This window comes from Fervidobacterium pennivorans DSM 9078 (assembly GCF_000235405.2).
GTDB lineage: Bacteria > Thermotogota > Thermotogae > Thermotogales > Fervidobacteriaceae > Fervidobacterium > Fervidobacterium pennivorans.
Window position 1 is genome coordinate 707,501 of sequence record NC_017095.1, and the last position, 21,745, is coordinate 729,245.

20 protein-coding genes and 2 pseudogenes are annotated in these 21,745 nt (G+C 36.8%); 16 read left to right on the plus strand and 6 right to left on the minus strand.

Features of this window, described 5'->3' with window-relative positions; genetic code table 11:
• Positions 1-135: 135 nt before the first annotated feature.
• From FERPE_RS03290 to FERPE_RS03300, 3 genes are read right to left on the minus strand one after another with little or no spacing between them, the layout of a single operon-like run.
• On the minus strand, positions 136-1,707 hold the full coding sequence (locus FERPE_RS03290) for a recombinase family protein (RefSeq protein WP_011994748.1): 1,572 nt from the start codon (positions 1,705-1,707) through the stop codon (positions 136-138).
• Between the two features lies 1 nt (position 1,708).
• The gene (locus FERPE_RS03295; RefSeq protein WP_245530429.1) at positions 1,709-2,134 is read right to left on the minus strand and encodes a recombinase family protein; all 426 of its coding nucleotides are present in this window, start codon (positions 2,132-2,134) and stop codon (positions 1,709-1,711) included.
• Positions 2,131-3,102 (minus strand): recombinase family protein, encoded by a 972-nt coding sequence (locus FERPE_RS03300; RefSeq protein WP_236938446.1) that lies wholly within the window; start codon positions 3,100-3,102, stop codon positions 2,131-2,133. Before FERPE_RS03300 ends, FERPE_RS03295 begins: the two co-directional genes overlap by 4 nt.
• Positions 3,103-3,117: 15 nt before the next feature.
• On the opposite strand from FERPE_RS03300, the pseudogene rho reads away from it, so the two are divergent.
• The 9 genes and pseudogenes from rho to FERPE_RS03340 form a co-directional block, all read left to right on the plus strand.
• A pseudogene (rho, locus tag FERPE_RS03305) lies at positions 3,118-3,924 on the plus strand (transcription termination factor Rho); the annotation flags it as partial.
• A gap of 46 nt (positions 3,925-3,970) precedes the next feature.
• Positions 3,971-4,834, plus strand: a complete 864-nt coding sequence (locus tag FERPE_RS03310; RefSeq protein WP_004103198.1) for a sulfide/dihydroorotate dehydrogenase-like FAD/NAD-binding protein — start codon at positions 3,971-3,973, stop codon at positions 4,832-4,834.
• Positions 4,825-6,228 (plus strand): NADPH-dependent glutamate synthase, encoded by a 1,404-nt coding sequence (gene gltA, locus FERPE_RS03315; protein ID WP_004103199.1) that lies wholly within the window; start codon positions 4,825-4,827, stop codon positions 6,226-6,228. The genes FERPE_RS03310 and gltA overlap by 10 nt, the downstream gene beginning before the upstream one ends.
• Positions 6,229-6,241: 13 nt before the next feature.
• Positions 6,242-6,514 carry a hypothetical protein gene (locus FERPE_RS03320; protein ID WP_004103200.1) on the plus strand — a complete coding sequence of 91 codons (273 nt, stop codon included), beginning with the start codon at positions 6,242-6,244 and terminating at the stop codon, positions 6,512-6,514.
• Positions 6,515-6,914: 400 nt separating this feature from the next.
• Positions 6,915-7,298: a hypothetical protein gene (locus FERPE_RS10680; RefSeq protein ID WP_245530430.1), complete on the plus strand. Its 384-nt coding sequence runs from the start codon at positions 6,915-6,917 to the stop codon at positions 7,296-7,298.
• 133 nt (positions 7,299-7,431) lie between these two features.
• Positions 7,432-8,163: an SPASM domain-containing protein gene (locus FERPE_RS10685; RefSeq protein ID WP_245530431.1), complete on the plus strand. Its 732-nt coding sequence runs from the start codon at positions 7,432-7,434 to the stop codon at positions 8,161-8,163.
• Entirely contained in the window at positions 8,160-8,897 is a 738-nt protein-coding gene (locus tag FERPE_RS03330) for an ABC transporter ATP-binding protein (protein ID WP_004103201.1), read from the plus strand. The genes FERPE_RS10685 and FERPE_RS03330 overlap by 4 nt, the downstream gene beginning before the upstream one ends.
• Before the next feature lie 11 nt (positions 8,898-8,908).
• The gene (locus tag FERPE_RS03335) at positions 8,909-9,682 is read left to right on the plus strand and encodes an ABC transporter permease (protein ID WP_011994745.1); all 774 of its coding nucleotides are present in this window, start codon (positions 8,909-8,911) and stop codon (positions 9,680-9,682) included.
• Positions 9,676-10,482, plus strand: a complete 807-nt coding sequence (locus FERPE_RS03340) for an ABC transporter permease (RefSeq protein ID WP_004103205.1) — start codon at positions 9,676-9,678, stop codon at positions 10,480-10,482. The genes FERPE_RS03335 and FERPE_RS03340 overlap by 7 nt, the downstream gene beginning before the upstream one ends.
• Before the next feature lie 73 nt (positions 10,483-10,555).
• On the opposite strand, the gene FERPE_RS03345 is transcribed toward FERPE_RS03340, so the two are convergent.
• From FERPE_RS03345 to FERPE_RS03355, 3 genes and pseudogenes are all read right to left on the minus strand, one after another.
• Complete coding sequence (locus tag FERPE_RS03345; protein ID WP_004103207.1) at positions 10,556-11,569, minus strand: LacI family DNA-binding transcriptional regulator; 1,014 nt, start codon at positions 11,567-11,569, stop codon at positions 10,556-10,558.
• A gap of 49 nt (positions 11,570-11,618) precedes the next feature.
• The gene (locus FERPE_RS03350; protein ID WP_011994743.1) at positions 11,619-12,485 is read right to left on the minus strand and encodes a glycoside hydrolase family 16 protein; all 867 of its coding nucleotides are present in this window, start codon (positions 12,483-12,485) and stop codon (positions 11,619-11,621) included.
• Positions 12,486-12,505: 20 nt separating this feature from the next.
• A pseudogene (locus FERPE_RS03355) lies at positions 12,506-13,168 on the minus strand (glycoside hydrolase family 3 C-terminal domain-containing protein); the annotation flags it as partial.
• Positions 13,169-13,258: 90 nt separating this feature from the next.
• On the opposite strand from FERPE_RS03355, the gene istA reads away from it, so the two are divergent.
• The 7 genes from istA (at position 13,259) to FERPE_RS03390 (ending at position 21,742) form a co-directional block, all read left to right on the plus strand.
• Positions 13,259-14,461, plus strand: coding sequence for an IS21 family transposase (istA, locus tag FERPE_RS03360; protein WP_014451262.1), 1,203 nt, complete (start codon positions 13,259-13,261; stop codon positions 14,459-14,461).
• Positions 14,462-14,481: 20 nt separating this feature from the next.
• Complete coding sequence (gene istB / locus FERPE_RS03365; RefSeq protein WP_014451263.1) at positions 14,482-15,246, plus strand: IS21-like element ISCbe3 family helper ATPase IstB; 765 nt, start codon at positions 14,482-14,484, stop codon at positions 15,244-15,246.
• 79 nt (positions 15,247-15,325) lie between these two features.
• Entirely contained in the window at positions 15,326-16,894 is a 1,569-nt protein-coding gene (locus tag FERPE_RS10805; protein ID WP_014451264.1) for an ABC transporter permease, read from the plus strand.
• Positions 16,895-16,912: 18 nt separating this feature from the next.
• A complete protein-coding gene (locus FERPE_RS03375; RefSeq protein ID WP_014451265.1) occupies positions 16,913-18,679 on the plus strand; it encodes an ABC-F family ATP-binding cassette domain-containing protein in 1,767 nt (588 codons plus the stop codon).
• A 5-nt stretch (positions 18,680-18,684) separates the two neighbouring features.
• Positions 18,685-19,125 (plus strand): GNAT family N-acetyltransferase, encoded by a 441-nt coding sequence (locus tag FERPE_RS03380; RefSeq protein WP_014451266.1) that lies wholly within the window; start codon positions 18,685-18,687, stop codon positions 19,123-19,125.
• A gap of 6 nt (positions 19,126-19,131) precedes the next feature.
• Positions 19,132-19,998: a deoxyribonuclease IV gene (locus FERPE_RS03385; RefSeq protein WP_014451267.1), complete on the plus strand. Its 867-nt coding sequence runs from the start codon at positions 19,132-19,134 to the stop codon at positions 19,996-19,998.
• A 7-nt stretch (positions 19,999-20,005) separates the two neighbouring features.
• Positions 20,006-21,742, plus strand: a complete 1,737-nt coding sequence (locus FERPE_RS03390) for an NAD+ synthase (RefSeq protein ID WP_425357278.1) — start codon at positions 20,006-20,008, stop codon at positions 21,740-21,742.
• Positions 21,743-21,745: the final 3 nt, after the last annotated feature.

Below are 21,745 nucleotides of genomic sequence, written 5' to 3' on the forward strand. Positions count from 1 at the left end.
GAGTAGACTCTCCATCTGATTCCCCGATGTTTCAGCTTGCTGAAACGAGTTCACTTATTAGATTATCCCCAAGTATAAATAGAAAAGAACCGCCCATCAAGAAGTATTTCTCCTCAATCGGCGGTCAAATTCGTTTTATTTTTCTATATCAATTTCTACACCAGATTTAAATTCAATAGTTAGTTTGTCATCATAAACCGTTATTTTCTCTATAAGTCTCCTTACTAGTTGCTCATCATACTCCTCAAGGAGGGTGGATTGTTCATTTAGGAACTTTTCCATATCTTCTAGTCTTTGCTTGGAGCCTTTTTTGCCAGCTTCTTCTGCTAAAGCCTTATGTCTTTCCTCTCTGAGCCTGTAAATCTCATCGGCTATATCGTTATAATCCTCTTTGGAATTGGCCAGTCTCAAAAGGTCTTTTTGTAATTCCTCTAGCTTTTTATCTATCTCGGAAACAACATTATTGCCCGTTTCACTTATCACTGTTTCTATATTTTCCTTTAAGATAGTTAAAAAGCCATCCTTTTGCCCTATTAGTTTATTAATTGCCTCTACCGTAGCAATACCTATCATATCCTCCAGCACGGTTCGGGAATGACAAGTTAACCCTGTATTCTCAAGTCTACTGACGCATCTCCAAACAATCGATTTTTTACCTCGATTATTCCAATGAACTCTACGGTATATTTCGCCACACTCACCACAGAAGATAATTTGCGAAAATACATGATTTGAACTAAAGTTTCTTTTCTTTCCACTAGTACTTATATGTCCTCTACTTCTACGAACTAACTCTTCTTGTACCTGCATGAAAATTTCACGCGGGATAATGGCTTCATGGTTATTCTCTACATAATACTGAGGTACGATTCCGTTATTCACAACCCTCTTTTTTGTAAGAAAATCTACCGTATAAGTTTTTTGGAGCAATGCATCACCAATGTATTTTTCATTGCTTAATATTTTCCTTATAGTACTGGTATGCCACCTTTTTTTCCCCGCTCCCGTAAGTATGCCATCAGTTTCAAGTCCTTTTTTGATTTTATCCATACTGGAGCCTTCAAGATACTCTCGGTAAATCCTTTTAACAATTTCAGCTTCCTCCGGCACAATTACTAATCGCTTATTTTCATCTTTGGTATATCCTAAAAACCTAGAACAATTGACCATTACCTCTCCCTGTTGGTATCGGTATTGGTAACCAAGCTTTACATTCTGGCTTAGTGACTGGCTCTCTTGTTGCGCTAAGGATGCCATAATGGTAAGCATAATTTCACCTTTGGCATCCAGTGTATTGATATTTTCTTTCTCAAAATATACCGCAACATTTTTATCTTTAAGTTTTCTGATGTATTGTAGACAGTCCAAGGTATTTCTAGCAAATCGGCTTATTGATTTGGTAATAACCATATCAATTTTCCCAGCCATACACTCATCAATCATTCGATTAAATTCATCACGATTTTTTGTATTTGTACCGCTGATACCATCATCAGCAAAGATCCCTGCAAATTCCCACTCTGAATTTTTCTTAATAAATTCAGTATAATGTTCAATCTGCACTTCGTAACTACTAGCTTGTTCATCGCTGTCGGTAGAAACTCGACAATAAGCAGCAACCCGAAGTTTTGGTGTTTCATCTTCTTTTCGATTGTTGCCCATGCGTTTTATTGCAGGTATAATCATTACATTTTTACTAACTGCCATCTTACTGTCCCTCACTTTCTATTAAGCTATAAACATACTCCGCTTGTGTAAAAGGATTTGTATACTTCTGAATTACTTGTCCTATGGTAAACTTCTTAGAAATAGTAGGTTTGTCTTCTTTCTTGGGTTCAAAGATTCTACCTAGCTTTTTCGCTCTCTTTACCCTCTCTGCTTCTGCTTTTTCGTAGGTCTCTTTATCAATGATGGCAGGGTAATAACCATCACCAAGATAACGTTCGTTTCTTAGCATCCTTCCAGCAGTTCCATGATAAGCATCTATTCCAGCAGTCTTTGCTGCGACCGATAAAGAAAGGCCTGATAAGTATCCCCTATACAAACTCCTAACCTTTTCAGCTTTTTCTTCATCGATAACTGCTCTACCATTCTCTATCCTATAGCCGTAAGGCGTATGTGCCACTTTTCTCACATCCTTTCCCTTAGTGTGATTCCGCATTTTAAAATGAAACCTATCTCTACTCTTGAGAAGACAATTATTTTTTCAACATAATCATTAAAAAGTTGGTCGTTAAAGTCACTTAACATTTCAGCCTTATTTGTAAATTTTATTAAGTTACTGACTTCCTGCACCTTTGATAATTCTCCATTTAAGGCATGAATTAATGCTTCTTTTTGCTCCATATAGTTGTTTGCTTCCATTTGCAGTTCATTGTTTTCTCGATTAAAAAGGGCAGGTTCTAGATATCCCTTCGCCATAAGCTTTACAAGCAGTTCTCTCTGTTCCGCGTTTTTTTCAATTTGCTTCTCTAATTCCTGAATTCTTGAAAGGTTATCAGACTTGTTCATTCCACGTAAAGCCTCTAATAGTGGTTGTAGAATAAGTTTTCTGCCGAAAATCAGCTTATTCATCATCGTAACAAATGCCTTCTTTATATCCTCATCTCGAATAAACTGCATGGAACATTCTGTTATCTGCTTTAAGTGTTTGCTACAACACCAGGCTACGTATTTTCTTGCACCAGATGAATGAATTCGCCTTTTAAAGGTACTACCACATTCCGAGCAAATAATTTTTCCAGAGAAAGAATACCGGTTTTGGTATTTATTGTTACGCTTTTCTATGCCCTTTTCTTTTGCCCTTTGATTTAAGGCAGCTTCTACTGCTTCAAATACTTCATGGCTGATAATTGCCTCATGGTGATTTTCTATTAAATATTTATTTTTCTCACCATAATTGGTGCGCTTATTAAATCGGGAATCTGTATAAGTTTTTTGCAGTATAGCATCCCCAGTATATTTCTCATTTTTTAATATCCCTCGAATTGTAGTAGCAGTCCAACGAGCACCTCTTTTAGTAGGTATACCCATTTGATTAAGATCATCTGCAACTTTCTGTGTACCTTTGCCCGATAATACTTCTGCGAAAATATACTTCACGATTTCTGCCTGCTCAGGGTTTACCACCAAAGGTTGATTGACTTGTTCACACCGATAGGTAAAGGACAAAGGGGAATGATCGTCGCTCCACCGAAGACCGGTAAGACCACGATACTCAAAGAAATTGCCAACGGAATTGCAACTAACCATCCTGATACAATTAGAATCGTATTACTCATCAATGAACGACCTGAAGAAGTTACAGATATCAAAGAATCGGTAGATGCAAAGGTTATAGCAGCCCCGTTTGATATGCCTTCCGATAAGCAGATAAAAATTGCTGAACTTACGCTTGAAATGTGCAAAAGACTTGTTGAATATGGAAATCACGTTGTTGTGCTCCTTGATAGTCTTACACGACTTGGAAGGGTTTATAACATAACCGTTCCACCAAGTGGTAAACTGTTGACTGGTGGTGTTGATCCGGCTGCACTTTACAAACCCAAACATTTCTTCGGTGCTGCAAGAAACACAAGAGAAGGTGGAAGTTTAACCATCATCGCAACCGCACTCATAGAGACTGGATCGAAGATGGATGAAGTGATATTTGAAGAATTCAAAGGTACAGGTAATATGGAACTTGTGCTTTCAAGACAGCTTGCTAACAAAAGGATTTTCCCAGCCATCAATCTTGCACTTTCGGGTACAAGAAAAGAAGAATTATTGATTGGGCAAAACGAATTGAAGAAAGTGTGGATCCTTAGGCGTATGTTGAGCTCTATGTCTGAAGAAGAAGGTCTCAAACTCATACTTTCAAAATTGAAAGAAACGAAATCGAACGAAGAGTTCTTAGCTTTAATAGACGCCCAGAAAACAGTATAACAATACATTTTTTTCTTTGCTCACCTAAGTATAGGAGGAATTATCAATGAACCAAGAAGAGCTTAACAACGTGATATTGCGTAAGCGTAAATTAGCCTACGGAGTTCATGATGTCTGGATTAAAAATGATCTCATTGGTAGACAAGCTAAACCTGGTCAGTTTGTTATAGTGAGGATAAGTGAAAAAGGCGAACGCATACCTCTAACGATAGCCGAGTCCAATGGTGAAGCGTTCAGAATCGTTGTCAAAGCGGTTGGGAAATCCACATACGAACTGTGCTCGCTCAACGAAGGCGATATACTTTACGATGTAGTTGGACCACTCGGTAAGCCAAGTGAAATTAAGTATCATGGAAACGTACTAATAATCGGTGGTGGAGTTGGAATAGCCGCTATATTACCAATTGCAAAAGCGCTAAAAAGTGCAGGCAACAACATAACAGTTATAATTGGAGCAAGAACAATCCAAGATTTGATATTAAGAGATGAATTCACATTTGCCGATAAACTTTTACCAACAACAGACGATGGAAGTTTCGGATACAAAGGTAACGTGATAGATGCCATGAAAATCGAGCTTGAAAAAGAAAATTACAACGTAATTTGGTCGATAGGACCAGCTATCATGATGAAACTTTCAAGTGAAATTGCCACAAAATACAACATTCCCATTTGGGTTTCGTTGAATTCTATCATGATAGATGGTACTGGTATGTGTGGTGGTTGCCGAACGGTGATAAAAACTGATAATTCCGAAAAGATACAGTACGTATGCGTTGATGGACCAGAATTCGATGGTAGATACGTTGATTGGGATAGCTTCATCAAAAGGCTAAACCAATACAAAGAACAAGAAAAATTGGCTCTTGAAAGATATCTGAAAGAAGTTGGTGAACCTACATGGCTGTGAAAGACAGAGTCCACGTGCCAGAACAACCTGCTGAAATAAGAAAAACTAACTTTTTGGAAGTATCGCTCGGTTACACACCAGAATTGGCGCAACAGGAAGCCTCACGATGCTTACAATGTAAAATACCAACGTGTATATCCGGTTGTCCGGTCGGTATCGATATACCGGGCTTTATTAAAGAGATAGCTAAGGGTAATTTCGAAGGTTCGTATAAGATTTTAAAATCTTACAATTATCTGCCAGCAATATGTGGACGTGTATGTCCACAAGAGGTACAATGCGAGGGGTTATGCATTTTAAATAAAATTGGAAGATCAATCAACATAGGTGCACTTGAACGATTCGTCGCAGATTGGGCGGATGAAAACAACATCGAATACGAAAATGAAAATACTAAATTTCAATTCAACATAAGCAAAGCAAAAGATAAGAAAGTGGCTATAATCGGCTCTGGACCAGCCGGATTGACGGTTGCATCTGAACTTGGTAGATATGGTTTCACCGTGGATATATACGAAGCCCTGCACGAATTCGGCGGTGTATTGACGTACGGTATACCAGAATTCAGATTACCAAAATCGATAGTCAAAAAAGAAATTGCCGCACTTGAAAAACTCGATGTGCGATTTTTCAAGAATATACCAGTTGGATACGCTATATCCGTTAAGGAAATCCTCGAATCTTACGATGCCGTTTTCATCGGTGTCGGTGCTGGCACACCTAAATTTATGGGCATACCCGGAAGTGAGTTGAACGGTGTGTATTCTGCCAACGAATTTTTAACAAGGATAAACCTTATGAGAGCGTACAAATTCCCGGAGTACGATACACCTATACGAATCGGCAAAAAAGTGGCTGTAATCGGTGGTGGAAACACCGCAATGGATGCAGCAAGAAGTGCTCTAAGACTTGGTGCAGACGTCACTATAATATACCGTCGAACAGAAGCAGAAATGCCAGCGAGAAAAGCGGAAATCGAACATGCGAAAGAAGAGGGTGTTAAATTTTACACACTCGCAACACCTGTCAAGTACATCGGTGATGAAAATGGTAATTTGGTAGCTATCGAATGTATCAGGATGGAACTTGGCGCGCCTGATGAAAGTGGTAGAAGACGACCTGTTGAGATTCCAAACAGTAACTTTATCTTGGAAATGGATACAGTTATCGAAGCGATAGGTACTGAAGCGAATAAATTTCTGCTCAGTCAATTTCCAGATTTAAAGACAAACAAATACGGTTACATAATAACAGACGAATACGGTCAGACAAGTAATCCGAAAGTCTTCGCTGGAGGAGATATTGTAACAGGTTCAGCAACAGTTATCTTAGCCATGGGAGCTGGTAAAAAAGCTGCGCAAGGTATAATGAAATTCCTATCAGAAAACAGATGAAGGTGAAGATGATGTGATTTACATCGAAATACTATCTGCGATAATTGTTCTTCTAATACTCGTTGCAATAGTCTTATCAACTATCCCCATGCAAAGAAACATGCTTGAAGAAGCACTAAGGCAAGAGAAAGCCCAATTAAAAGCGGAAAATATCTTTTGGGAAACGATCGATGACACGGTTTTGAAAAACCTACCTGATACTTTTTCGATAAATTACCAAGTTGAAGTTGATGGCAACAAATACATCGTCACCATCAGTGCGGAAAAATTTCAAAGGCAAAAGTAATTGAGAAATGAACATCCCCCGGAAACACATTTAACTTCGTCGGGGGATTTTTTATATCTTATAGGTGATTTTATTTCTATTCAACGAATATGGTGTTACAGTATTGACTTTTTTTTTTTTGATATAATTAAAATAACTCTGCGCAGAGTAAATCGTGTTAAAAATTATTGATTCTTACAAGGAGGTATAACAGATGAATATTTTGAAAAGATTAATCAATGGTAATGTTCCACTTGGTGGTTGTATAAATAGAAGTCAAAGATGTGCGAGCATTGAGATTAGTAAAAAATAACCTAATGGTTTAATGTTACTAGACCCGGGTCTAATATTTTATTGGATCGAATTAGAAGACTTGAATTTCAGAATAAATAACTGAAATTCGAAATAGGGAGGAACCGAAATGAGTAGATTTGTTGTAAAAATTGATAAATATGATAAGATAATATATTATGATCTTTTAATGCGTGAAATTAAGATAGTAAATAAGAACTCATTGAACACAAAATTCGAAAGTTATGATTCAGATGAAAGAATTGCATTAATGAATTATATTAATAATAAGATAAAATATTCAAACGATACTTTGTCAATAACAGATGCAATTACCTATGATTGTAATTTAAGTTGTGTATATTGCATGCAAAATGGACCAAAAATAGACAAAACCCAACTGGAAATTGAAACTGTGAAGAAAGTGGAACTTTACAGAAAACTTCTCAGTATCTTCAATCCAAAATCATTTATTAGTTACATTTTTTGGCGGGGAACCTTCGCTAAAAATTGATTATTTGCAGCAGGTTCTTGAACAAATTGAATCTGAAGAAAAGTTTAAACAGTTTAATATAATATCAAATGGAAATTTTGTTTTTGATGATTTGTTTTCAATATTAAACCACAGAAAATTTGGAGTTATTCAGTTGACATTAGATGGTCCAAGAGAGCTCCATAATGCAAGACGTCCACGAAAAGATGGGGCAAGTAGTTGGGACAGAATAATGGATAACATGAGTAAAATATTTTGTTATTCAAATTCAACTGTGGTGATTCATACCGTTTTAGATGAGACAAACTCTAATTTTTATTACAAGAAGATGCTAGACGAGCTCGTTGAGATATTCGGAGTGAAAGTATTATCAGAAAGGGTTATTTTTAATATTGGTTTATTAACGAATCCAGAAAATGGTGGATTATCATTAAAAGGAATCAATATTTGTCAAAAAGAGTACGCCGAAAAATACGTTGAAGCAGTCAAATCTGTGATTAATTTTGGCTTTAGGATCATCGATTTTCTAAATGTTTGGCCTTGCACATACAAAAAAGAATCCGACCTTGTCTTAGCTCCGAATGGTGATGTATACAATTGTATTTCTGGAATTGGAGTAAGTAATTTCAAAATCGCAAATTACGAAGAGATAATGTCTAACGAAGAGATATTCATTAAAAAATATGCTAATTTCTTAGAATCCATTTCTCATGATAAAACTTGTATGAGTTGTACTTTTCTTCCAATTTGTGATGGTGGCTGTAAATACAACTCATTTTTAAAGCAAACTCCGAAAGATTGTTGGAAAGAATTTTTAGAAACATTGTATAGTTCAGATTTAATTGAATTATATGTATTAAATCAAGAAAGGGTGATCGTTCCTTGAGTCTTGTTTTATTGAAAGGTGTTAGTAAATCCTTTGGAGACCAAAGAGTGCTTGAAAATGTAAGTTTGAACATTTCAGAAGGTGAATTCACCGTATTGGTAGGTCCAAACGGCGCTGGTAAGAGTACGCTTTTGCGAATCATGGTAGGTTTACTTTTACCAGATGAAGGTGAAGTGAACATCTTAGGTTTTGACGTAAAAAAGCACTGGAAAAAACTCGCAAGGTATATCGGTGTTGTGCTTGCTAACGAAAGAAGTTTATATTGGAAGCTAACGGCTTGGGAAAACCTTGACATATTCGGTGGAATTTACAATGTTCCAAAAAAGAAGCGAATAGAACGTGCCGAAGAGTTACTTAACTTTTTTGGTTTATACGATGACAAAGATAAGCTCGTTGAAGATTATTCAACTGGAATGCGTAAGAAATTGTTACTTTGTAAAGCTTTAATTCATCAACCAAAGATTCTCTTCATAGATGAGATTTTGAATGGTCTCGATGTTAACGCCGTCATTCAGGTTAATTCTTTTTTAGAAAAGTCGAGCAAAGATGGTGTGACTGTCGTTATGGTAAGTCACATACTGCACAATTTGAGTGAGGATGCAAAGATAGTACTTCTGAAAAATGGAAAAATTGAGCTTATTTCAAGGTACGGTGATATTTTCGCAAGTAAAGATGTTTACAACCAGCTTTCTGAACTCTTTTTGCAATCTTCCGAATATGCTGAAAACGAATGAAGGTGAAGAACGTGCTGGATACTTTAAAAAGTGTGTTTATCTTAGCGATGAAAGACTTGAAAGTGCGTAGGAAGTACAAATTTGTCTGGATAAATATGGCGCTCACTCCATTTTTTATGATTGCACCGTACGTTTTCAGTGCAAAGATAACAACTCAGCAAGATATAGTAAACAACATACTTATTGGTACACTCCTTTGGTATTGGTTGAATCAATACTTTTTCGGTGTTGGTGATGGCTTTTCGGAAGAACGTATGGAAGGAACACTTGTAACAATTGTTTTATCACCGATTTCCACAGTTGCATTTTTATTTTCAAAAGCAATTGATACATTCATTATGAATTTGTACATAACACTTTTCACACTCTTGTTTTTTTGGTTGCTTGGCATAGATATTTATTTATCGTTCTATTTCTTTTTATTGTTACTTGTGAGTGGGCTTTATATTACTTTCTTTTCGATATTTTTTGCTGGTTTGAATCTTCTGTACAAACGCATCGGAACTTTAAATTATTCGATTCAGTACGGAATAGGTCTTCTATCTGGTATGGTAAATCCTGTTAGCAATTTCCCGTTCTATATTCGTATAGCAAGTTACTTACTGCCATTAACGTATTTAATCGAAGCTGGAAGGGTAATCTTAAACTCCAACGATGTTACGAAGTTTTTCTTTAATTTACTTACAGTGAGTATCATTAGTGTAGTGTATCTTGTTGTCGGTGTTGCGATGTTGAAAAAAGCAGAACACTTGATAAGGCAAAAAGGAGAATGGGAAGAATGGTAAGAGGTTTGTACTTGATTAAAGCACAATTTCTTTCGGCTAAAAGGTACAAGATAGATTTTTACGGTTCGTTCTTCGTGCCATTGCTCACAATAATTCCGTTATTATTCTTGTACTATCTTGGTAGTAAATCGAATATCGTAAAGTTTTTCTATGGGACATCGAATACAACGAATATCTTCGGTTACCTTGCGCTTGGTGCTGCCTACTGGAATTACGTTGAAATTCTGTGGGGAGTAATCTTCACATTGAGACGTTACATGAGAATAGGACAATTTGAAGAAATTTTCTTAACACCAGTGAGCGGACTTGAGTACATTCTATCTTGGAGTGTGTTCGGCATTTCAAGAGTAACCATAGAATCTGTACCTATATTAATACTTGCACTTTTGAGCAATTTATTGACAATAAAACCACTAAACTTGTTACTTTTTATATGTTCATTTGTTATTTCCATTATTGCATCGTTCGGATTTGTCTTCCTTTTCTTTGGGTTAACGTTACTTTTAAAGGACGCCGATGAACTGGTAAGCTTGGTAGGAAACGCTGCACCTTTGATAGGTGGGATGTTCTTTCCAGTGACCGTATTACCGAAGTTCTTACGTTACGTTTCGTACGTCTTTCCTTTTACGTGGGGCTTAGATTTATCAAGACATTTTCTGATGGGTACAAAAACGATTTTTGATTTGAAAAGTGAGTTTATGATTTTCACAGTGATATCTTTTCTCTATATTATCGCTGGTTACTTGAGTTACGTTATACTCCAACACAAAGCACGCCAAAAAGGAGTACATGGGTTTTAAAATGTTTGCAAAAATAAACCATCCCCAGAGACTATCAAACAATCTTTCCGGGGATGGTTTTGTTTTCATATGATCACATTATCTTTTTCACAGATTCTCGTTCGATTATTTTTGTGGGTAATATAACGTTTCTTGGTAATCTGAGATGTTTGTCAAGGATACGTTCTATCAAAAGTTGTGCTGCGGTTGTGCCCATCTCCCAGCGTGGTTGCATCACAGTTGTTAATCTCGGGTTTGTGTATTGTGCAAACGGTGCATCGTCGAAACCTATTATCGATACTTCGTCAGGTACCTTTATACCGTAATCTTTCAGTGCATCTATTGCGCCAAGAGCCGCCCAATCGTTTACGGCAAATATTGCGGTGAAGTTCAATCCGTATTTGTTTAGATGTTGTGTTACACTAACCCATCCATGCTCGGAGTTGTACCCACGGTGTTCACCAAGGTACACCTTTACTTCATCTTTCTTTGATATTTTATCGAGGAACTTGCGAATACCTTTTTCCCTGTCTTGCGCTGCTGGAGATAACTCAGGACCAGGGATAAACAATATATCTCTGTGTCCGTGGTCGTAAAGATATTTCATAGCCAGATAACCACCGGTTACGTTATCCACGTTGACCACATCGAAATCGATCTCATCAACTCGAAAGTCTATAACGACGATAGGTACACCACTTTTTTTGAATCTTTCTATCATCTTTTGACCTGCGAATAATTCACCCAGTATAATACCGTCGACTTTCCTGCGGAAATATTGGTCAAGTACATGCTTTTCTATATCGATTTCCCATTTTGGAAGAGCAAGCATGATGTCGAAATTCTTAGAATAAGCGTACTCTTCTATAGCCATAACTATATCGCTGTAATGGTAACCACGGATATCAGGCATGAGCACACCAATTGTATGCATCAATTTAGTTGTACTATCTTTAAAAGAGAACGAAGGTTTGTAATCTAACTTTTTCATAGCACTGAGTACCTTTTTTCTTGTTTCAGGAGATACCTTATCACTTCCGTTGAGTACTCGTGAGACGGTGGCTATCGAAACGTTGGCAAGTTTAGCCACTTCACGGATATTTGCCACAACTCCCACCTCTTTTGACTCATTTTAACTTGATTTTCCAGAGAGCTTCTCACTCATTTTCAAGCTTGTATACACGGACATAATCTACGTACATCCTTGCTGGGAATGGTGTTTCGAACGTTGGATATCCGGGCCAGTTACCACCAACTGCAAGGTTGAGTATGATGAAAAACGGTTGATCAAAGACCCAGAGTTTCTCTTGTTTCTCTAAAGATTCTCTCGAAACACGGTGATAGATTTTATCGTTAACGTACCACACAACCTCGTCTTCATTCCACATGATACCATAAACATAGAATTCATCAACGAAGGATTTGTCTTTCGTGGCATCAGCTTTAAAACTTTTCGATATGGCTTTACCACCGTTGTAACCAGGTCCGTGGATTGTACCGTACACCGTCCATTTATCATGACCCAAGAATTCAACGATATCTATCTCACCGCACATAGGCCAACCGACGTATCTGATGTTTGTACCAAGCATCCAAAATGCGGGCCACAGTCCTTTTCCATACGGGAATTTTATCCTCGCTTCCACTTTACCATACTGGACTGAAAATAACCCTTCAGTTTTTATTCTCGAAGATGTGTAATTGTAAGTACGATTACCATCTTTGACATCTTCCCTTCGTGCTTCGATTATCAACATCCCGTTTTCTATCTTAACGTTTTTTCCTTCTGTGTAATACTGAAGTTCGTTGTTTCCCCATCCGTTGTTATTTCCTATATCAAATCTCCATTTGTTTTTATCAAGCTCCTTACCATCAAACTCATCCGACCAGACCAATTTCCATTTTGGATCACTTATATTCATCACATTCACGCCGAGCGCCTCCGATATATTGCATGATGAAAAAAGATACAAAACGATAATCGAAGCAATTTTCAAAATATTTGAGAAATATTTAACTTTCATACTCTCTCTCCCTTCAGGATTTACAAATTCAAAGTACCCTTCAAACGTATGTCTCTCGATGATGCACCAACTCTAAACTCATAAATACCTTCTTCAACAACCCATTTTTCACCATCGAAAGAAGCAAGGTCACTGATTTGCACTGTTATCTTCACCTTTTGCATTTCTCCCGGAGCTAGCGTGTCTGTTTTAAAAAAGCCCTTGAGCTCTTGGTACGGTTTATCTATTTTCACCCTTGGTGCTCGAACGTAAAGTTGTGTTATCTCTTTTCCTGGGACGTTTCCAACGTTTTTGACATCGAAACAAACAACTATCGAAGAACCATCTTTGTACAGGTTCAAATTACTGTATTCAAACTTGGTGTACGAAAGTCCGAAACCAAATTCGAAACTTGGCTCGACTCTAAATGTATCGTAATATCTGTATCCAACGTATATTCCTTCGTCGTATGTAACGCTTGTAGGATTTTCCTTTGGCTCTCCAGGGAACGACCTTGACGGTACATCCTTGTAATCCTTCGGGAATGTTGTTGCTAATTTACCTGATGGATTAACCTTTCCTGAAATTACATCGGCAAATATTCTCCCAGCTTCTTGACCAGGTTGCCAAACCAGTAATATTCCGTCAGTTAACTCTTTCCAACTCTCAACTTCTATAGGAGAACCGATGTTGATGTTAATGATAAAATAAAAATGTACTGAAAGTGGAATATAAGGATGTACAAAATTGTACATTGATATGATATCCTTTCTCATAGTGAGGAGGGATATCAAATGCAGAACTTAACAGCACATTTAAACATGATAAGGGCGATGAAAATGAAACCTAACTTTTCAGAACTTGCAAGAATATATGGGATAGACAGAAGAACAGTAAAAAAGTATTATGAGGGTTATGAAGGAAAACCTAAGAATAGAAATAAACCAAGTAAATTGGACAAATACTATGATGAGATAAAATCAAAGCTTGCTATCAAAGGAGTTACAGTCAAGGGTGTTTATGAGTATTTAAAATCAAAAGATGAGACAATAGGAACATACTCAAATTTCAATAAGTATGTTAAGAAAAAAGGATTAAAGCCAGAGAAGAAAGTAAAAGGTCACCCAAGATTTGAGACAGATCCAGGTGAGCAAGCGCAAGTTGATTGGAAAGAGAATATAAAGCTTGTCTCAAGAAATGGAGAGGAGTTTGTTATTAATGTTCTTGATTTTAAATTAGGTTATTCAAGATATTGCTGCTTTGAGATAAACAGGACAAAAACTCAAGAAGAATTAATAGAAAGTCTAATAAGAATATTCAAAGATATAGGCGGAGTACCTAAAGAGATTTTATTTGACAATGCAGCAGCAGTTGTTGATATAACAGGTGAGAAAATTAAAGTAAATTCAAGATTTAAAAGTTTTGCAAAAGACTTTGGGTTTGAAGTGAAACTGTGCAAACCAAGACATTCGTACACAAAAGGAAAAGTTGAAGCAGCAAACAAGTTTATATATTGGATACTGCCATATCAGGGTGAATTTGAAACAGAAGAGGACTTAGCAAGGATAATAAAAGAGATAAACGCAAAGGTCAATATGCAGCCAAATCAAACAACTCAAGTCCCACCTGCTCTTCTGTTTCAAAAAGAAAAAGAGTATTTACAACCCTTGCCAGACAAAAGGTTAATAGAGAGTTACCTAAATTCCTACAAGTCAGTTAAAGTCCAAAAGGACTCTCTGATTTACTACAAGGGAAGTAAATACTCTGTTCCACCCGAATACATAGGAAAAACAGTCCAAGTAAAGGAGGTGGAAAACAAAATTTATATTTATTATAACACAAACCTGTTAAGGATACATGTTATTGATGAAAAAAGTATCAATTATCACGATGAAGATTACAAACAGCTAATGCTAATGAGAGTTGGTCAAAAAGAAGAGCTTAACAAGATATGTGAGGAGAACCTAAAGAAATTTGATAATCTGTTGAAAAACTAAAGAAAGGAGAAAATCTAAAAATGAGCAACTATGTGAAACTACTTAACAACTTAGAAGAGTTAGGTCTTCACAACATAAAGAATAACCTTGACAAATACTTAGATTTAGTGGCAAGCGGAGAAAAGAGTATGACAGATGCATTATATGAACTTAGTAATTTAGAGATAAAAGCCAAAGAAGAAAGGGCGATATTAGGATGTGTGAGGGTGGCAAATTTCCCATTTATAAAAGGTATAGAAGATTTTGATTTTTCATTTCAGCCAAGTATAAACAAGCAACAGATAATGGACTTAATGAGTTTGAGATTTTTAGAGGGTAATGAAAATATACTATTTGTCGGAACACCAGGGGTAGGGAAAACGCATCTAGCCACAGCAATAGGTATAGAGTGTGCAAAACGAAGGTATTCAACATATTTTATACATTTTCAAGAGTTAATAGCTCAGCTAAAAAAAGCACTGTTAGAGAACAGATTAGAGTACAGACTTAAGCATTTTTCGAAATACAAAGTTTTAATAATAGATGAGATAGGTTATTTGCCTATAGACAATGATGGAGCGAATTTATTTTTCCAGCTGATATCAAGCAGATATGAGAAGAGCAGCACAATAATAACAACTAATGTTGTATTCTCTGAATGGGGAGAGATATTTGGTGGAGCGACGATAGCAAATGCAATTTTGGATAGGCTACTCCATCATTCTTACGTGATTTTCATAAAAGGTCCTTCATACAGATTGCAGTCAAAAACAGTATATTTTAGCAACACAAACCAGCAAAACTAAGTTTATTTTTTGTACATTTTTATTTTCGATTTTTTGTTCATTTTGATATTGACATTTACATAGGCTCGCTCTCTTCGGAATGTGGGTTTTGATAATTATGTACATAGCGATGATATTCGCAGATTTCTTAGCTCCGTACAACCCGTTCCAACAAAATCTAAACCATTCGCTCAAAAAACCAACGACGGTTAAGATGAGTTACAAAGCTGGTGATTTCAAAGCTACACTTTCACCTTACGTTTTACCTGAGATAAGCTATATCGATATCGATTATTCCCAAAAGTTCAAACAACTCCTCTTTCCAAGTAGAATAAGGGTAAGACTAAAAGACGGGACAGAATTTGACATAATAGACAAGAATGTAGTAGAGGTAAAAGATGGAAAAATAATACCGAAATATTTGCCGAAAGGAAGGCAGTTATCAGAAAAGTTTGTAATAGCTGAAGGTATAAAGCTTGTGATAAACGACAAGAGAGATGCGCTCGTGAAAGATTTATACAGTGGGGAAGAAGAATGGAAAACGTTTAAGGAAGAAGAAGTAGAGAAAGACTTTTTGGTCTTTACGGTAGACGATGAAGCACTTGCGAAAGGTGAAGTAATTGTAGAGACGAGGTCAAGGACTGCGCGTTCAATAGTAGCTCAAAACGAAGCCTGGAGGATAGGCGTTTGGGCTACAGACGAGCAAGAAGCGATGGAGATAGTACAAGCGGTAAGGTTAGATTGGAAGCTTAAAGGGATAAAGTACATAGGAGAAGATGGAGAAGAGTATTATATAGACATGACTGAAGCAAAGGTAGTGAACTATGACTACAAGTATTACCCGGTGAAATGGTTTGTAAAAAGCTGGGGACCTGACAAAACAGATCCAGGAAGGGTAGGATATTTATTCTGGGTAATACCGCTGCATTATCACTTATTCGGAGTAGACAACTACGACAACAACGAATATGTAACGTTAAACATATTCGGTTCAGACAGATTTGGAAGAGACATGTGGAGTAGGATTATCTTTGCTTCAAGAATTTCTCTTTCGGTAGGATTTATAGGTCTTTCAATAACTATGCTATTAGCACTGTTCTTCGGCGGTATAGCCGGCTACTACGGTGGATGGCTTGACGAAGGTTTGATGAGATTTTCGGAAATATTGATGTCCATGCCGGGATTTTATCTTTTGCTACTTTTGAGATCAGTCTTACCTATCGATCTTCCAAGTTCGACAACGTATCTTTTGATTGTTTTTATACTGTCTTTCATAAGTTGGCCTGGAAGAGCGAGAACTGTCAGGGGCATGTTCTTAGCTGAAAGACAGAGGGAATACGTTGAAGCGGCGATCGCTCTGGGATATCCAGATATGAAAGTTATATGGTCTCATATAATCCCAAACCTTATGACTTACCTAATAGTCTCGGCAACACTTTCCATACCAGGATATATTTTAGGTGAGTCTGGACTTTCGTTCTTAGGACTTGGAATAAGGGAACCATCACCATCTTGGGGTAATATGATTTCCGCAGCTCAAGATGTTTACATTCTTACAAACGCTCCATGGCTGCTTATTCCTGGGGTATTTATCTTCTTTACAGTCCTTTGTTTCAACTTTGTTGGCGATGGTTTAAGAGATGCATTTGATCCAAGAACTTTAGGTTAATCATTTTTGGAGGTACGTATGATAAATATAAAGAATTTAACCATTGAATTTCCAGAAAAAGTACTTTTCAAAAACTTCAGTGCACTCGTTACTAAAGACGATAAGATAGGCTTAATGGGAAAAAATGGCAGTGGAAAAACCACTTTAATCAAAGCTTTGGTTGGAAAGTTTAAAGACTACAGCGGCGAAATAAACGTCTCAGGAAAGATCGTACTTTTAGATCAATTCAGAGAATTTACCGAAAAAACCCCGATCGATTACTATTTAAGTGTTTCAAAAACTCCTGAACAAGAAAGACTTTCAAGAAGTATTTTGAAAGGTTTTGGTTTTGAAGAGAAAGACTGGACGAGAGATATAAACACTTTCAGCGGTGGTGAAAAAACGAAGCTCCAAATCGGGAGACTTTTTTTGGAAGAACCTGATTTTTTGTTGTTAGACGAACCAACGAACTTTTTGGACCTCAAGAGTATAAATTTTCTCAAAAATTTGTTAAAAAATAGCAAAATTGGTTATATAATAATCTCACACGACAGAGACTTTCTAAGAGCTACTTGCAACAAATTTTGGGATATAAACAACGAAACTATATGGGTCTTTAACACCAATTTTGATAACTACCTAATTGAAAGAAAGAGAATAATTGAAACTCAAGAGAGACAGTACAAAAACATGGCAAAAGAGATAGAAAGACTTAAGAAGATCATCGATCAGTACAGAAAGTGGGGACGAGAAAAACTCATCAAACAGGCAAAGAGCAAAGAAAAAGTTCTTGAAAAAATGATGGAAGAACTCGAAAGTATGCCTGTCAAATACCTTGAAGAAGATGAGAAATACATTGAAATTCCGCAACCTGAAAAGACTGGATACATTGTACTGAAAGTTGAAAATCTTTCTTATCCGCCGTTACTTAAAGATGTCACTTTCACAGTCTTTGAAAAAGACAAGATAGGAATCGTTGGACCTAACGGTAGCGGTAAGACAACACTCTTAAAGATAATTTTGGGACTTATAAAAGCCTCTGGAAAATTGGAATTCGGGTACAACGTTAAACCAGCCTTTGTCGACCAATTTATTGAAAAGCTCGATCCCGAAAGCACTGTCTTTGACGAAATATTCGAAGAGATGCCAGATAAACCGGATTATGTAATTAGAGCCTACGCTGGTAGATTTGGATTTATCCACGAAGATGTCTTCAAACCTATCTCAACATTGAGTGGCGGTGAAAGACAAATCTTAGCTCTTTCAAAAGTCCTTTTACAAAAACCAAATGTTCTCATATTAGACGAACCAACAAATCATATGGATCTTCAAACCGTGGAAGCGCTTGAAAAAGCCCTAAAAGAATACCAAGGAAGCGTTATTTTGGTATCGCATGATTTGGAGCTTTTGAAAAACACTTGCAACAGGTTTTTGGTCATAGACAACAAACAACTATTTGAAGTTAGAGATTTTGAAGAACTCACGTTAAGGATTTACGATATACTGAATGAGAAAACTGTTCAAAAACAGCAAAAAGTACAAACTGACTTTGAAGAAAAAAAGAGAATAAAAAATACCTTGAAAAATCTAAGAACAAAACTTGAAGGACTTGAGAATGAAGAAAAATCGTTGTCAATTAAAATAGAAGAGATAAACAAAAACATGCATTCAGTTAGTGACTATCAAAAAGTTATGGATTTATTCAAAGAAAAAGAAGAGCTTGAAGAGAAAGCGCTTGAAATTCTCGAGGAGATTGAAAATACGAAAGAAAAAATTCTAGAACTTGAAAAATCTTTGGAGGAATAATTACAATGAGAATAACTATTTCAAACGAAATTGATAAAGAAATACTCAAAATCATGCTTTCGGAAGAAGAATTTCATAACTTTGCTCAGAGTAGATTTTTGCCTACTCAGAAGGTAGTGTTGAATTTTTACAATGATTCTGAGTACATCGGATTTGTTGAATTTGAAATAAAGAGTGCTAACAGGAACGGATACGTAACTTATCTTGTTCTTCCAGAGAATCGCGGTAAAGGTTACGGAAAAGAAATGCTCCGTAAAGCTGTTGATTTTGCTTTTTCAAATCTGAACCTTTTTAGAATTACTGCCGAAGTATACGAGTATAACAAAAGATCGATAGGGCTTTTAGAATCTTTAGGCTTTGAACTTGAAGGTAGACTTAGGAAAGCCAAGTATTACAACGGAAAGTACTGGGATATCTTGGTTTTCGGAAAACGAAGGGACAGCTGAGGGAAGGTGATAAACTTGGATCTAATAATAGGTGCACATATGCCGATAGGAAGAGGATTTTCAAAAGTTCCAGTTGAAAGCGTTGAGATAGGTGGAAATACATTTCAGATATTTCCTCATAATCCAAGGCAGTGGGTTCCAAAGCTGCCGGAGAAGGAAGATGTCAAAGAATACTTCAAAATGGTTGAAAAATACGAACTAAATCTCGACACTTTTTTGTGTCATGCTGGCTACTTAATAAACATCGCGAGTCCAAAAACGGATGTATGGGAAAAATCTGTTGAGCTTTTACTTATCGAAATGAATATATGTGCCGAGCTTGGCATAAAGTATCTTAACATACACCCAGGCAGTCATCTCGGAAACGGTGAAGACGTCGGGACCGAAAATATAGTTAAAGCATTAAATATAGTTATGGAAAAAGAAAAGACTGTCTACATAGCACTTGAGAACGTCACTAAAAAAGGCGGTAATATAGGTTACAATTATTACCAAATGAAAAAAATCATAGATTCTGTGAAATATCCTGAAAGAATTGCTCTCACGTTTGATACTTGTCACGGTTTCGATGCAGGTTACGATATAACTACAAAAGAAGGTGTTGAAAAACTTCTAAAAGAAATATCAGAAACCGTTGGGATTGAAAGGTTGAAATTCATACATTTGAACGACACGAAAGGTGAATTGGGCTCAAACAAAGACAGGCATGAAAACATTGGAAAAGGTTTCATAGGTAGAGAAGGGCTCAAGAACTTCCTATCTTTCAAAGAATTTTCTTCTCTACCGCTTTTGCTTGAAACACCTGGAGATAATCCAGAACACGCTCAAGATATTGCGATTGTTAAAGAGATATTTGAAAGTATAAAATCTTAGAAAGAGGGTGAAAAGTTTGAAACTTCGAGTTACTCTTGCACAGCTTAATCCAACAATCGGCGACTTCGAAGGCAACGTCCGCAAAGCATTTGAGGCGATAGACTTTGCGGAAGAAAACGAATCAGATATAGTCGTATTTCCGGAACTTTTCATTACCGGTTATCCACCCGAAGACTTGGTACTTAGAACTTCTTTTCTAAAGGCTAACTTAAACGCTTTAGAGAAAGTTGTTGAATATACAACAGGGAAAAATGTGACAGTTATAATCGGTTTTATTGACACCGCTGATGATGCCTACAACTCAGCTGCTGTTATAAAAAACGGACTTGTAATTGCAAAATACTACAAACAACTTCTCCCAAATTACAGTGTCTTTGACGAGCAGAGATATTTCAAAGCCGGGGATAAGGGACTCGTTCTAACATTTGGTTCCGTGAAAGTCGGTGTAAATATCTGTGAAGACATATGGTCGCCTATTGGACCTGTGAGTGAAGAGGTCTTCGGTGGTAAGGCGCAAGTAATCGTAAACCTTTCAGCTTCTCCATACTTCTCTGGAAAACCGCAACTAAGAAGAGAATATCTCACAAAGAAAGCATATGACCACCACTGTGCTATTGTTTACGTCAACACCGTAGGCGGACAGGACGAACTCGTTTTTGACGGTGGTAGTTTAGTGGTAGATCCTGCTGGTAATATCTTTGCTCAAGGGAAGGCTTTTGAAGAGGATATCTTCACAGTTGATATAGATGTTGAAGAATCGCTAAGAAGTGTTCTGCACGATCCAAGAAGAAGAGAGTTTGAACACAGAATAGATAAGTCAAGAATCGTGAATGTCGAAATTGGAAGCTTAAGAAAGAAAACAAAGAAGATTGCTGAGACTAAGTTTGAAAGAGAACTTGAAAACGAAGAAGAACTTTTCGAGGCTTTGAAACTCGCACTCAAAGATTACGTTCATAAAAATGGATTCAAAAAAGTGATATTAGGCTTGAGTGGTGGAATCGATTCGGCTCTGGTTGCAACTATAGCTAAAGAAAGTCTAGGAGCTGAGAATGTAAGAGTCTTACTAATGCCGTCGCAATTTTCAAGTGAATCGAGTGTTACCGATGCAATAAAATTATCGGAAAATCTCGGAATTAGGTACGATATAGTTCCTATTACCAAAGTTTTCGAAAGCTATCTCAATGTTTTAGAACGAGTTTTTGAAGGTAAACCGTTTGATATAACAGAAGAAAACTTGCAAGCGAGAATACGTGGAAACTATTTGATGGCGATGTCAAACAAATTTAATTACTTAGTTCTGACGACTGGAAACAAAAGCGAAATAGCTACCGGCTACAGCACATTGTACGGCGACAGTGCTGGAGGTTTTGCACTTATAAAAGACCTTTACAAAATTGACGTCTACAGAATCTGTAGGTGGTACAACAAAAAACACGGTGAGGTAATACCTGAAAACATACTTACAAAAGCTCCAAGTGCTGAACTTAGACCGAATCAAAAAGACCAAGACACATTACCACCTTACGAGATTTTAGATGAGATTTTAAAACTTTACATAGAAGAAGAATACAGTATAGAAGAGGTTGTCGAAAAAGGTTTCGATAGAAAGACTGTAGAATACGTTGCAAGACTTGTGAAAATAAACGAATACAAACGCAGACAGATGCCTATAGGACCAAAGCTGACAAAGCGCGGTTTTGGAAAAGACAGAAGAATGCCTATAACTAACAAATTCTTCGAGTAAAGG

Bases quoted from the DNA above. Each gene is read 5' to 3' on its own strand.
- FERPE_RS03290 (WP_011994748.1), bottom strand. From the start codon at position 1,707: ATGGCAGTTAGTAAAAATGTAATGATTATACCTGCAATAAAACGCATG.
- FERPE_RS03310 (WP_004103198.1), top strand. From the start codon at position 3,971: ATGAACCAAGAAGAGCTTAACAACGTGATATTGCGTAAGCGTAAATTA.
- gltA (WP_004103199.1), top strand. From the start codon at position 4,825: ATGGCTGTGAAAGACAGAGTCCACGTGCCAGAACAACCTGCTGAAATA.
- FERPE_RS10680 (WP_245530430.1), top strand. From the start codon at position 6,915: ATGAGTAGATTTGTTGTAAAAATTGATAAATATGATAAGATAATATAT.
- FERPE_RS03340 (WP_004103205.1), top strand. From the start codon at position 9,676: ATGGTAAGAGGTTTGTACTTGATTAAAGCACAATTTCTTTCGGCTAAA.
- FERPE_RS03350 (WP_011994743.1), bottom strand. From the start codon at position 12,485: ATGAAAGTTAAATATTTCTCAAATATTTTGAAAATTGCTTCGATTATC.
- istA (WP_014451262.1), top strand. From the start codon at position 13,259: ATGCAGAACTTAACAGCACATTTAAACATGATAAGGGCGATGAAAATG.
- istB (WP_014451263.1), top strand. From the start codon at position 14,482: ATGAGCAACTATGTGAAACTACTTAACAACTTAGAAGAGTTAGGTCTT.
- FERPE_RS10805 (WP_014451264.1), top strand. From the start codon at position 15,326: ATGTGGGTTTTGATAATTATGTACATAGCGATGATATTCGCAGATTTC.
- FERPE_RS03375 (WP_014451265.1), top strand. From the start codon at position 16,913: ATGATAAATATAAAGAATTTAACCATTGAATTTCCAGAAAAAGTACTT.
- FERPE_RS03380 (WP_014451266.1), top strand. From the start codon at position 18,685: ATGAGAATAACTATTTCAAACGAAATTGATAAAGAAATACTCAAAATC.